The sequence below is a fragment of the Arthrobacter sp. 05L44 genome (assembly GCF_056397605.1).
Genome location: NZ_JBFTNS010000002.1, coordinates 172,354 through 185,081, shown reverse-complemented (window position 1 = coordinate 185,081; position 12,728 = coordinate 172,354). Strand labels below are relative to the sequence as shown.

General features: G+C 69.0%; 11 protein-coding genes and 1 riboswitch. Of the genes, 5 read left to right on the top strand and 6 right to left on the bottom strand.

Annotated features, from left to right (window positions below; all coding sequences use genetic code 11):
* Window positions 1–37: 37 nt before the first annotated feature.
* Entirely contained in the window at window positions 38–790 is a 753-nt protein-coding gene (locus tag AC1DHY_RS06115; protein WP_476879945.1) for an NlpC/P60 family protein, read from the bottom strand.
* A 4-nt stretch (window positions 791–794) separates the two neighbouring features.
* A riboswitch (cyclic di-AMP (ydaO/yuaA leader) is annotated at window positions 795–960 on the bottom strand.
* Between the two features lie 201 nt (window positions 961–1,161).
* Between AC1DHY_RS06115 and AC1DHY_RS06110 the strand changes: the two genes are divergently transcribed.
* The gene (locus AC1DHY_RS06110) at window positions 1,162–1,416 is read left to right on the top strand and encodes a hypothetical protein (protein WP_476879944.1); all 255 of its coding nucleotides are present in this window, start codon (window positions 1,162–1,164) and stop codon (window positions 1,414–1,416) included.
* Here the strand turns inward: AC1DHY_RS06110 and AC1DHY_RS06105 are convergent.
* Together AC1DHY_RS06105 and AC1DHY_RS06100 are read right to left on the bottom strand one after the other, a co-directional pair.
* A complete protein-coding gene (locus AC1DHY_RS06105; protein WP_476879943.1) occupies window positions 1,383–2,030 on the bottom strand; it encodes a DNA alkylation repair protein in 648 nt (215 codons plus the stop codon). The two genes, AC1DHY_RS06110 and AC1DHY_RS06105, sit on opposite strands and share 34 nt — an antisense overlap.
* A 72-nt stretch (window positions 2,031–2,102) precedes the next feature.
* Entirely contained in the window at window positions 2,103–5,231 is a 3,129-nt protein-coding gene (locus AC1DHY_RS06100; protein ID WP_476903324.1) for an Ig-like domain-containing protein, read from the bottom strand.
* An 820-nt stretch (window positions 5,232–6,051) separates the two neighbouring features.
* Here AC1DHY_RS06100 and AC1DHY_RS06095 point away from each other — a divergent pair.
* The 4 genes from AC1DHY_RS06095 (at window position 6,052) to AC1DHY_RS06080 (ending at window position 10,966) form a co-directional block, all read left to right on the top strand.
* Window positions 6,052–6,663, top strand: coding sequence for a family 16 glycosylhydrolase (locus AC1DHY_RS06095; RefSeq protein WP_476880017.1), 612 nt, complete (start codon window positions 6,052–6,054; stop codon window positions 6,661–6,663).
* A gap of 152 nt (window positions 6,664–6,815) precedes the next feature.
* Entirely contained in the window at window positions 6,816–8,288 is a 1,473-nt protein-coding gene (locus AC1DHY_RS06090) for a hypothetical protein (protein WP_476903323.1), read from the top strand.
* Window positions 8,289–8,406: 118 nt separating this feature from the next.
* A complete protein-coding gene (locus AC1DHY_RS06085) occupies window positions 8,407–9,450 on the top strand; it encodes a Gfo/Idh/MocA family protein (RefSeq protein ID WP_476903322.1) in 1,044 nt (347 codons plus the stop codon).
* A 43-nt stretch (window positions 9,451–9,493) separates the two neighbouring features.
* Window positions 9,494–10,966 carry an AAA family ATPase gene (locus tag AC1DHY_RS06080; RefSeq protein WP_476880020.1) on the top strand — a complete coding sequence of 491 codons (1,473 nt, stop codon included), beginning with the start codon at window positions 9,494–9,496 and terminating at the stop codon, window positions 10,964–10,966.
* Here the strand turns inward: AC1DHY_RS06080 and AC1DHY_RS06075 are convergent.
* From AC1DHY_RS06075 to mscL, 3 genes are all read right to left on the bottom strand, one after another.
* The gene (locus tag AC1DHY_RS06075; protein WP_476880021.1) at window positions 10,944–11,630 is read right to left on the bottom strand and encodes a dienelactone hydrolase family protein; all 687 of its coding nucleotides are present in this window, start codon (window positions 11,628–11,630) and stop codon (window positions 10,944–10,946) included. The two genes, AC1DHY_RS06080 and AC1DHY_RS06075, sit on opposite strands and share 23 nt — an antisense overlap.
* Window positions 11,631–11,826: 196 nt before the next feature.
* On the bottom strand, window positions 11,827–12,048 hold the full coding sequence (locus AC1DHY_RS06070) for a hypothetical protein (protein ID WP_476903321.1): 222 nt from the start codon (window positions 12,046–12,048) through the stop codon (window positions 11,827–11,829).
* A 209-nt stretch (window positions 12,049–12,257) separates the two neighbouring features.
* A complete protein-coding gene (gene mscL, locus AC1DHY_RS06065; RefSeq protein WP_476879950.1) occupies window positions 12,258–12,665 on the bottom strand; it encodes a large conductance mechanosensitive channel protein MscL in 408 nt (135 codons plus the stop codon).
* Window positions 12,666–12,728: the final 63 nt, after the last annotated feature.

The window sequence follows — 12,728 nt, the reverse complement described above, 5'->3', positions numbered from 1 at the left end:
CCGGCCGCCGGCCTTGGAAAGAGGCCTTGCGCGGTAATTAGGCGCCGGCGCGGACGAACGTCACGCTGCCGGTGGCGGTGAGCCACGACAGGGGGTGCTTGATGGTCTGGTTGCTGCCGTTCATGCCACCACTGATGGCCTGGCCGTCGCCGGCGTAGATGGCCACGTGGCCGGACTGGACGATCATGTCGCCAGGCTGCGGGGTGCTGACAACCTTGCCGTAGTTCATGAACTGCTGCGGACCAAGGTCGCCCACCGGGATGCCGGCTGCGCCCAGGGCCTTTTCGACCATGGCGGTGCAGTCCTGGGTGATACCGATCTGGCTGTAGGCGGCCGAGAGCATCGCGGCGTTGACTCCGCCGGCTGCCGGGGCAGGTGCGACTGCAGCCTTTGCCTGGACCGTGATCTGGGGTGCGGCCGGAGCCTGGGCAACCACAGGGGCGGGGACGGCGGCGGGAGCCGGTGCCGCAGCCACGGGCTTCGGCTGTTCGATGACGGGTGCCGGCGTGGTGGCGACTGCCGGGCGGTCGAAGCTGATGCGCACGGCGGAGTCCGCCGAGACGGGCGCCGAAACCTTGCTGCCGACGTCCACGGAGGATGCCGGGGCGGCGTCACGCTCGGCCGGTGCGGTGGCGGCGTTGGCGGCCATGCCGCTGGTGAGGACCAGGCCGGAGGCTGCGAAGATCACCGCGGCCTGGCGGCCGATGGTGCCGGACTTGACCGAGAATGCTGAACCCCGCCCGGCGGTTGCGTCGGAGCGATGGCGCGCAGAAGTAATGCTTGAAGACATGAATGTTGCCTCTCCCAATGCCTGCGAGGTGAGCTGTCGGATTCGGATGGGAGGCACCCGGCCGCGGGCCCGTCTGAAACGGACGCTGTGCGGCTTCACCCCAAGACCCGCTAAGAGCGCAGGTCGAAAGTGGTTTCCCCGTCTCTGCCAGATGGTTGCATTCGGATCCCGGGCCGCGGCAGAGTTAGGCAATCGGCTCGGGAGCGCCCGTATCGGATACAAACAGGCACCCATCAACGGTAACGACTCCGCGCCGGATTGTCACATTCAGGTAACGGGACCGTGTTGTGGCGGCAAAATTTCCCTACGTCCGGGTGCCCCGCCGCGCATAGGATGAAGGCATCCAGCGTTCCCGGAGCGGAGGCCCGAACATGACCAGTCCCTGTGTGGCAATCTGCCAGCTGAGCGACCAGCCCCGGGAGGATTTTGATGTCAACACCGAATTGCTGGTCCTGGAAGGAACCGAGATCCATGTCGGCACCTGGGACGCCGAGCCGCGTGACGGGGGCTTCGATGTGCACGTCCTGAACGACCGGGTGGACGCGCTGGGGTTTATGGTGGTCACGGACTGGCAGTTCCTGGACGGGAAAGCCTACGCCGTGGTGGAGCGCCGGCCCGGCACGTAACCGCTCTTCGCCTTTTCCGTACCGCCCGTTTCGACTGCTTCCCGGACCAGCCCGGCGTCGTCCGCGGTCCCCGTCCGGGCCAGCCCCGCCTGCCGCTGCCAGCGGTCCCAGTCGCCGTCCCCGGCCCGGAGCCCGCGGAGCGGGGCCAGCAGGGCGGCCCGCCGCAGCCAATCGTCCGGATCCTGCAGCCAGCGGCCCAGCACGGCCTCCGCGCGGGAACGGTTCTGGCCGGCGAGGCCTGCGGTGAGCGGCCCGACGACGTCGGTCGCCAGCGGATCGGCCAGCTCGCGCAGGCGCGCGGTCCGCAGGAAACCTTCGATCCGGGTCAGGTCCGAGTTATCCAGCACCGGAAGGCGGGACTGGAGCAGGACGACGGCGGCGAACCGGCGCTCGAAGACGGGCGCCTCCCACAGTTCCGAGCAGAGGGCGGTGATGTCGTCATGGCTTAGGTTCCGGTACCGCCGCAGTGCGTCCCGGACCGTTCCCCGGATGGCCCCGACGGATGAACCGTAGCTTGCCAGCCCGGTCCCGAAACGGGCCCGGGCCTCCTCCGCCCGCTGCCACGAGCCCTCCCGCTGCAGGGCCGAGTCAATGAATTCACCGGCCTCGCTCATGGGTCCATTCTGTCGTGCCGCCGCCGGGGTGTGCCGCCGCTGCGGTGCGCCGCGCGGCGGCCGTGGCCCGTCTCAGCCGGTGACCAGCCTGGTTGTCCGGTTCCAGGTCAGCCGGCCCCGCTGGAAGTCCGAGGCCCGGCCGACGGTGACCGCGTACTCATCCGTGGTGGGGTACCCGAGCCGTCCGCTTTCCCTGCCCAGGGCAGTCCAGCGGCCGCGGATCGCGCCCAGGACAAAGTGGGCGCCTGTCTTCGCGGTCCAGTAGATGGACGATCCGGACGAGCCGGCGAAGTGGTTGTAGCGTCCCAGCCCGTCCGGGGTGCGGGTCTCGTCCTGCGTCGGATAACCGAGCGGGCCGCGCTCCCGGCCCATCGCCGTCCACTTGGCCCGGATGACCCCCACAATGTAGTGCGCCCCGGTGGCGGGTGACCAGTAGATCGAGGCCCCGCCCGAGCCGGAGAAGTGGCCGTACCGGCCGATCGTGTCCGGGGTGGTCAGCTGGTCAGTGGTCGGGAACCCGAGGATTCCGGCGGCCCCGCCCATGGCCTTGTAGCGGGCGTAGATGGCGCCGCCCACCCAGTGCGCCCCGGTGGCCTGGGACCAGCAGATGACGCCCTTGACGTAGTCCTGGCACTTTCCTGCCCCGACCGGGTACTCCAGGGTCAGCGACCTGCCCAAAACCGACCTCGGGTCGCCGGCGCCGGTCTGGTAGGCCTTCAGGGCGATGGGGTCATCGACGCCGGCCCCGGTGAGCATGACCTTCTGCGCGCCCTGCCCGTCGTCGGCGGTAATCAGGTAGTAGGTGTCCGCGGTTCCGGCCTGGCCGACCGCCGTGGGCTTGAACGTGACGCTCTGGTAGGCGGATTCACCCGCGGGGATCACGAGGCCTTCGGCGATGGGATTGGTGGTGGAGAAGACCCCGAGCGGCGCCTTCGCCTTGGTGATGGTCATTGGGATATTGCCGGTGTTCACAATCGTGAAGTCCCACGTGGCCGAGGTCCCGATCGGAACATTGCCGAACGCCAGGGACGGCGGGAGCTGCAGGTGGGCCGCTCCCGAGACGGCGGTGGCGTTCACGGGGACGGTCAGCGAGCCGCGGTTGGTGGTGACCACCAGCTGGTCAGTGACGGGGGTCGCCGTTGTGGGGCTGAACGTCACCGAGACAGGGACCGAGGTGAGGGGCTGGATGACCTGGCCCACCGCCGGAACCGTGGCGGGGTCGACGCTCAGGGATGCATTGGCCGGCAGGGTCACACCCGTAACGGTTGCAACGCTCAGGCCCGTGTTGACGACGTTGACCGTCTGCCGGCTGCTGGTTTGGGTCGGGACACTGGTGTACGTGAGCGTCGCCGGGGTGGCGCCCAGGCCTTCCTTGGTTCCTATGGCGTGGACCCCCAAAAGGTCCACCTCGCCGTCGGCCATGGTGACAGTCAGCGCACCGTCCGCCTGTCCCGGGGCCGCCGGCGCGAACGTCACCGGAACCGTCAAGCTTGCCCCGTTCGCCAGCGTGCGCGGCAGCGCCAGCGTGCCAATCCCGAACGGAGCGGCCGCCGTGACGGTCTGGACCGTGACGGCGCGGGTGGCGGTGATGGTCACGGTGCCGGTCTTCACCGTGCCGACCTCAGCCGTCCCGAGGTCTCCGCTGGCGGTGCCCATCGCGGACGTGGTCGGCGCGCCGAACCCGATGATGTGGCCGTCCCGCGTCCCGACGTAAACCCGGCCGTTGTCGGTTGCCACAGTTGAGAACTTGGCTGCAATGCCCAGCGGCGCAGTGAAGACCTGCTGGAGTTTGCCGGCGCTGTCCGGAAGGGCGCGGTAAGCCCGAAGCTCAGCTCCGGTACCGGTGGGGCCGGTGACGTAGACCGCCCACACCAGGGCGGTGGACGCGTTGGTGCCGTTGGAGGTTACGGACGGAGCCCCGGAGGTATAGCCGAACGTGCCTACGGAGGTCCCGACCGAGGCCAGCTGGATGCCGCCGGTGCTGCTGGGCAGGAGCTTATGCGCCCGGAGGTACCCCTTGTTCTCGACGGTGTAGACGTAGCCGCCGCTGGTGGTCCCAAGGAAGGCCGGCCGTCCCCAGACTCCGCTGTACGGCCCGGCCTCGTCGACGACCGCATCGGTACCGCCGGCCCCCTGCCCCATGCCGCCCAGGTTGTCCCGGTCCAGCAGGTAGACGCGCCCGTCCTTCCCGACCTGCACCAGCAGCCGGGGATGCGCTGCGGTTCCGTAGCCGGCCGGGATGGCGATGGGCGCACCGGATCCGAGGTCGGCGTCGTTCTGGTCCAGCTTGGCGTTGTTGGCGGGGCTGAAGAAGTCGGTGGGTTTGAGGTTGCCGTCGGCGCCGACGGTGAGCCGGACGACGGACTCGGCCAGCGTGGCGGGCGGGGTCTTCCCGGGACCGGCTTTCGGGGAGATGCCGTTGCCGGTGGAGAAGAGGATCTGGCCGGCGCCGTCGGAGACCAGTCCCCCGCCGGACTGCCAGATGCCGCCCTCCGCGCTGCTGTTGCCCGATTCGGTGGCCCACATGGTGGTCTGGCGGCCGGCGGTGGAAACACCGACGACGTAGCCCACGAAGGGCGCCCAGTCACAGTGGCTCGCGAAACCGGCGTACACAACCCCGCCCAGCAGCAACAACCCGGGCCGCTGCATGGCGGTCATGGCGTTGAACGGCCGGGTCGGGTCGTTGGTCGGGGCGCCCCCGATCAGGACGGGGAACCCGGGCCGTTCGGCACCCGTGGTCCGGTCCAGGGAGTGCATGTACCAGTGCGGGAGCTGCGGGGTGGCGCCGTCGTTCGTCTTGGCCAGCATAAAAACACTGTTGGTCGCGGCGTCGTAGACAGGGGTCGAGGTGACACCTACGTTGGGGGCGAGGTCGCCGCAGCTGACGGTTGCGGACGGCCACGCCGGCCCGAGGTTCCGCTGCCACCTCAGCGCTCCGGTGCTGCTGTCCAGGCCGTAGGCGTTGTTGTTCTCGGTCGCGGCGATCACGGTGCCGCCCACCACCAGGGGTTGGGCGTAGACCTGGCCGTCCACCGTTGCGGAGAACAGTTTGCCGAAGTTCGAGGACGCGACCGACGTCGGCGACAGGATGGTCTCGTTGCTGTCCCACCCGGTCCGCAGCAGGTCGTGGGCGATGGTGCCGACGTCGGCGGCAGCACCGGCACCGACGCTCAGCCCGGCGAGCGTCAGTGAGGCTGCCAACAGCCCGGCCCAGGCGCCCTGCGAGCGCGGTTTAGCGCCTCGGCGCCGCCGGCCGGCATGCCGGCGGATTTGATCGACAGTTACCCCAGATTCTGTTGCTGCACGCATGGTTGAGACCCGATTTCTGACCACTGCATTTGACTTTCATGACCCAGTACTCAGGAGCCTAAAAGCGCGGAAAGACGGGGTCGCGAGTGGGCTCCACCCGTCTTCTGCGGGGCATTTCGCGCTTTTCGTGCCGCACTACTTGGTCCCTCCGCGGGACCACTTGCACGGCGACCCGCAGCCCCCATTTCGCGCGCTCTTTTCCGGCTTGCGGGCAGGGTGCGGCATTGCAGGCGCAGGTCACGATCAGGTAACGTTGACGGCTGGTCCGCGAGGTCCGTGCGGAGAAGCGTTTGCCACGTCAACAGCCCGGAGGGGTAGCTTGCTCAAGAAAATCGCCATTACCGCTGCGCTCGGCGCCCTGTCCCTGGCCGGATGCAGCGCTGCCCCCACCACCGGCGCGGCGTCCCCCTCGTCCCCTGAAAGATCGGGCACGCCGGCGTCGACCTCCCCCGCCGATACCGGCGCATCGACGCCATCGTCTCGCGGCCCGGGGCACTCCCCCGCCGCTTCCGCCACCGACAGCACTTCCCCGGGCACAGCCACCAACGGGCCAGTTGCCGCGGCACCGACCACGTCAGACGCACCGTCCGTCCCAGGCTCCCCGGCTGTAACCTCCGTGCCGGCGGGGACAGCACCTCCCGCGGTACCCGCTCCCGCAGCACCGGCGGCCGGAGACGGCGTGGAGGCGGCCACTGCTCACCGGTGGGGGCCGGTGATTGCCGGAGACGAATTCGGCTATGCCGGAGCGCCTGACGCCACGAAGTGGAACGTTGCCACCGGCCCGGGCCACGCCGGGCTGGGAAACCGGCGGCCCGAAGCCTGGACGGTTGCCGACGGGGTCGCCACCGTCCGCGGCGACGCCACCGGGGCGACCGGCGCCATGGCGGCGCGGTTCGGTGCGCAGAAGTACGGCCGCTGGGAAACACGGATGAAGACCACCACCCGCGATGCCCACTACCGGCCCCTGGTCCTGCTCTGGCCCAGCAACAACACCTCACCGAATTGCGCAGAGGTGGACTACGCCACGGGCACTGCCAAAGGGACCGGCGTGGATTTCCTGCTGCACTACGCATGCGGCGGCGCCACGGGACCGTCCGCGGCGGCGGCGCCCGTCGACACAACACAGTGGCACAACTACGCCGTGGAGTGGACCGCTTCCGGCATCACGGGCTACGTCGACGGCGTCAGCACTTTCAACGATCCGGACCCCGGCCATCAGCCCGCGGTGGACATGCGCCAGATGATGCAGCTCGACTGGTTCCCCGACGCCGGAACCAGCGGCCCGTCCCAGATGAACATTGACTGGGTGCGCGTCTACAACTAGGGCGACCGCAACTAGAGCGACTGCTACTAGGACGACAGCCCCGTCCCGGACGGGCCCAAATCCTCTGGCACCGGCGGCAACCGGGGCCCACCATGGATGGAGCACAACGTCCGACGGCAGGGAGCCCAGCCGTGTGTCCAGGCGCTGCACCCATGCGAAGTACCCGCGTCCCGCTGCGGCGGGGCAGGTTATCGTCCTGCCGGTTTGCTGTTGCCGCCGCCCTCGCCGCCGTCGCCCTCGCCGGCTGCACTTCCTCCCCGCCGGCCGCGCCGCCACCGGCGACTGCGGCCCCCCACACTGCAACCCCGGCCACAGCCGCGCCGTCCACACCCGCTACCACCACGGGGCCGCCAGCTTCCGCAGCAGAGAAGGTACTTTCCGACCAGGAACTGATGGCCCTGATGGACGCGGCCATCAACACCGCGCACAACGGGACTGCCCGGGTCGCGGACAGCAACGATCTCCGCTCCCGGCTCCAGAATCAGCCGCAGCCGGGGCCCGGCCCCGCCGTCGATCCCGCCGAGTGCGGCGTGTTTCGGCCGCACAGCGCCCCAACCAGCAGCGCCGACCTTGGGATGCATTTTGCGGCCGGAGTGCTGACGCTAACCGGAGAATGGTCCAGGGAGGCCCTCGCCTTTGTCCTGGTCCGCAGCGCTCCCCGCAGTGACGTACAGGCCGCTGATTTTTCCTACACGGATGAGCAGGCGCGCAGGTGCGCCCGGTTCCGGCGGACCGCCGGCAGCGGACCGGCCTCCACGGTCCGGCTGCTCCCCCTGGCAGCGGTGGGCGAGAAGGCTTACGCCACCGTCACCGTTCCCGCGGCCGCTGCAGGAACTCCCCCGCCGCCGGCCACACTTGCCCTTCAGGTCTTCAAAGGCTCCCTGACGATCGGGCTGAGCCGGCAGGCACCCGGTGCCAGTTCCGACGTCGAACTCAGGGCCGCGCTGGAACCGCTGCTCCGGATCGGAAAGCGCATGGTTGGCCAGCCGGCGGAGTCCCCGTCTCCCACAGCCCCTCCGGCCGTACCCGCTCCAGCGCCGGCCCCTCTGCCGCAGGAGACGCCGCAGCACCTGGCCCGGCTCCTGCAGCACATCACCGGCCCGCACGGTGACGAAGCCCGGGTCCTCGCCGGCCGGTACGCGCCGGCCGGCCCTGAGCCCGGACCACCGTCGCCTCCGTGCACCTACGACGACGTGAAGTACCTCGGGACGCTCCATGGCGCACCCCTGGTGGTCGCGGAGATTCCGGCGGCACTGCCGACGTCGGAGCACATCAGCCTCCGGCTTGTGCGGTTTGCCCGGGGCCCATCGGCCGCGATGCCCTTCGACCGCCGGGCCGCCGGGCTCGCCGGCTGTAAGGCCATCGAGCAGAAGGTGCCGGGAGTGCCCTCCCGTACCTGGACGGCCGTCCGCCGCCTCGCGGTCGATACCAGCGGCGAAACGGGTTATGCCCTCTCCTACGGGGTCTCCGGCGGATCCCCAGTCCGGCACATCCTGGTGGCCGCCCGGAAGGGCACTCTCTCCGTGGAAGCGGAAACCGAGGCCCGCTCCGAGGCCACGGCCCTGCAGGCAGCACGCGGGCTGGCCGCCACCATCAACAAAGTCATGGCCAGGGTGGGCACCTAGCAGGCGACAACACCGGGCGGGCCTGCGCCGACCTGGGCTAGCATGCAGACACGGTTCCGTTGCGTATTCCGCTCAGCACCCAACCGCCGTAATGACCACGTCCGAGGAGATCCGAGCCATGCCAGAAACCGCCATCCATGCTCCCGCCGACCGGTCCGGGGGCCCGGGAGGCTCCGGAAGCGGCCTCCGCTGGGGAATCCTCGGCACCGGGCTGATTGCCGGGCTGCAGGCGTCCGACCTCGTGGACCACGGTTTCACAGTTCAGGCCGCAGGGTCCCGCAACGCCGCAACGGCCCAGGAATTCACCGCCAAGTTTCAACTGCCGACGGCGCACGGCAGCTACGAGGCCCTGGTCAACGACCCCGACGTGGACGTGGTGTACATCGCCTCGCCGCACCCGTTCCACCACGAGCACGCGCTGCTGGCCCTCAACGCCGGCAAACACGTGCTGGTCGAGAAGCCCTTCGCAATGAACGCCGGCCAGGCGCAGGAGATCGTGGACCTCGCTGCGGCACGGGGCCTGGTCGCGTTGGAAGCCATGTGGACCCGCTACCTGCCCCACATGGTGCGGATCCGGGAGCTGATCACCACGGGTGCCCTCGGCGAGGTCCGCACGGTCATCGCGGACCACAACCAGAACCTCCCCAAGGACCCCGGCCACCGGCTGAACGATCCCGCGCTGGGCGGCGGCGCCCTGCTGGACCTCGGCATCTATCCCGTGTCGTTCGCGTTCGACGTGTTTGGCGCACCGGCCACCATCCAGGCGGCCGCCAGCATGACCACCACCGGCGTCGACCGCCAGACCGCCATGATCTTCGAGTACCCGGACGGCCAGCAAGCGGTGCTGCATTGCGCGCTGGACACCGCCGGCCCCAACCGGGCGGCCGTCATCGGAACTGCCGGCAGCATTGAGGTGGACCCCGTCTGGTACACGCCCACCGGGTTTACCCGGTACGACGACGGCGGGAACGTCGTCGAACGCTTCGACGAGCCGGTGTCCGGCCGGGGCATGCAATACCAGGCGTGGGAGCTGGAACGGCTGGTCGCCGCCGGTGCGACCGCCAACGAGATCCTCCCGCCAAGCGAAAGTGTCGCGGTGATGGCGGCCCTAGACGCAGTGCGCGGCAGGATCGGCCTGACGTACGCCAGCGACCTCCGGTAAGGGCTCCGCTCCGCGGCCGCAGGCGCACTGGTAGGGTCTGCCCATGGATGAAAAACTGGGGAAGTTCATCGACGATTTCGCGCTGCTTGTTCAGCTGGCACAGTCCGGGCAGCGCCGGGAACCAGCGGGCGAACAGCTCCTGCCAACGCTAACCGCGCATTTGGACAGCCCGGCGGGTTCACTACCCGTGGTGGTCGAGGAGATTCCGCCGCACCGCTTCGTGGACGCCGACATTCAGCTGGCGGAACTCGCCGGCGCGGACCCACAGTTCCGGCTGGCCGGCATCGGCGGCGGGGACCAACGCCACCACCACTCCCTCAGCGACATGCTGCAACAGGCACAGCAGTACCCCAACTTTCCGCTGGCCCAGCCGGACTACACCAACCTCGCGGTGGGTCCGGACGAGCAGCGGCAGGCTGTGGCGCTGGGCCTATGGCTCTTCCGCTACGAGGGCCGACCGCTCGCAGTGCTGCAACGCGACGCGAACCCCCGGTACGGCCGGCAGTCGGCATCCCTGGAGGTGCTGGCCGGATCCAGTGACCTGGCCGCGGCATTCCTGGCGGAGTTCCGCCGTCGGATGCAGAATCACAGCGTCCTCAAGGGCCAGGTCATCTCACTGGTCATGGGCGAATACGGGCCCAGCGCAGCGGGCGTGACCTTCCATGCCCGGCCGGAGCTGTCCGCGTCCGAGGTGGTCCTTCCTGAGGGCCTGCTGCAGCGGGTCTCGGACCATGCCCTGGCCATTGCCGAGCACAGGAGCACCCTCGCCCGGTACGGCCAGCACCTCAAGCGCGGCGTCCTGCTGTACGGTCGACCGGGCACGGGCAAGACCCACACGGTGCGGTATCTGCTGAGCCGAAGCGCGGACACCACTGCCATCCTCCTGGCGGGCGGATCGCTCGCCCGGATCTCGGAGGCAGCCGCCATGGCGCGGGCGCTTCAGCCGTCAATTGTCGTTCTGGAGGACTGTGACCTGATTGCCGAGGACCGCAGCTTCGGGCACGGGCCGCAGCCGCTGTTGTTTGAGGTCCTTGATGCCATGGACGGACTGGCCAGCGACGCCGATGTTGCCTTTGTGCTCACCACTAACAGGGTGGACATGCTTGAACGGGCCCTGGCCCAGCGCCCGGGGCGGGTGGACCTTGCCGTGGAGATACCACTGCCGGCATTGCCGGAGCGGGTCGCACTGCTCAAGCTGTATGCCCGGGACATTCCGTTCAGCGACGCCGCCCTGGACGAGGCGGCCGCCCGGACCGGGGACACAACGGCTTCTTTTGCCCGGGAACTGATCCGCCGTGCCGTCGTCGCGGCCGCGATGGACGGCACCGCGGTGGCGGACGGCCACCTGCTGACGGCCGTGGAGCACCTGATGGCCGACGGCGAGGCACTCACCCGCAGTCTGCTCGGCACCGGGGGCGGAACCGGTGCCGGGCCCTCTGCCCCGCCGCCGGGTGCCGGGCCCTTTACTCCGCCGCCGGGCGCCGGGGGCGGGTTCAGCGCCCCGTTCCCGGGCTGAGCAGGTGCTCGTGGAAGAACGCAAGGATCCGCCGACGCGCGTCCTCCGCCGACGGCTCGTGATACGCGGCCGCCACGAGCTTCGCCAGCACACGGTCCCCCACCGACAGGTCCGCCGGGCCGTGCCGGTTGATGAAGCCGTGGCCTGCGCCGGGGTAGACCTTGATGTCGTGGGCGATCCCGGCCTCTGCCAGGACCGGTTCCAGCCGGTCCGGCACACCCCGCACCCCCGGCCAGCGGTCCCTGGCCCCGTAGCTGGCAACGATCGGGCAGGCGCGCGGTAACGCCGCCGCCGTCGCCTCATCCAGTCCGCCGTAGTTGACACTGGCAGCGGCGAAGTCATGGTCCGGCGCCAGCATAAGGGCGAAACCGCCGCCCATGCAGAAACCCATCACTCCCACCCGGCCGGTGCAATCCGGGCGTCGTGCCAGCCAGGCGCGGGTGAGGTCAAGCTCGCCGAGGGGACGCCAGCCGCGGATCAGCGCCCACAGGCACAGCGCCCGGCGTGCCCAGTGAAACAGGTCCGGCGCCACCGCAAGGAATCCTTCTGCCGCGAGCCAATCCGCCTGCGCGCGGGTATCCGTGCTGAGCCCGAGTGCGTCGTGGATGACCACGACGCCGGGCCACGGTCCCGGCCCAGCGGGCACGGCAAGGTAGGCCGGCATGCGGCCGCGTCTGGTTCCAATGAACACCTCGGACATGGCCGCCTCCGGAGCCTCGGGCCGAAACTGGTACCCGCTGGTCTACCAGCGATTCGCATTCTCCGGGAAGAGTCAAGGTGCCAGCCCAGGGCACAGAAAAGTCCGGCCGGGAACCCCGGCCGGACTGTCATCCTGTTGGTCGAACCGAATGCCGCTGAAACTAGCCGACTTTGCCGGACAGTGCCACAAGCACACCGGCTGTGGCGAAGTATTTGTTGCTTCCCAGGTCGCGAATGGTCTTGATGCCGAGGCCGGCCAGAAGCTCGTCGTGCTTTTCCGTCAGCCCCGCGAGGGCTGAGGGCGGCGCGGAGAGAACTTCCTCGAGGCTGGCATTCTCGTAGGCCTTATCGAGTGCCTTGCCCAATTCAATGGAAACAGCCATGTTCATTTCCTTTCGTCGATGCGGAAATATGCGCATTCCCACCGCGGGGGCGGACCAGGGACTGCGCAGATACCGGGAAATTCCCGGCACCCCTGACGGCTAGGCTATCGCAGAGCCGGCCATAATTGACGGGAAAATCAGGATCAATTTTGCCGGACCCCGCCGCCCCGCAGGGCCCGTATCCGGACCCTGCGGGGCCGGCGCCGCTGCTAGACCCGGCGGTCCTGCTGCAGGGCATCGCGGATCTCGGTGAGCAGGGCGATCTGCGGGTCTTCGGCCGCCTCGTCCTTGACTTCGGTGTTGATGCCGAGCCGGCGATTGCGGCGTTCAATCATGTGGTTCATCGGCGCGACCACCACGAAGTAGATGGCCGCCGCCACGAGCAGGAAATTGACGATGGCCGTGAGGAGGACACCGAATTTAATGTCGTTGCCGTTGAGGGTAACAACGGCGAAGCTGTCAAAGTTGTGCGCTCCGGTCAGGCCCGCGATAAAAGGCATGAGGACGCTTTGGACTAGGGCCGTGACCACTGCACCGAAAGCGGCACCAATCACGACAGCGACGGCAAGGTCTACGACGTTGCCCTTCAGGATGAAATTCTTGAATCCGGTCAACATAATTTCCAAGCTACTCCGCGAAAATGGGATATGGGCGACCCGACGCCAAATTTTTGGGGTGTT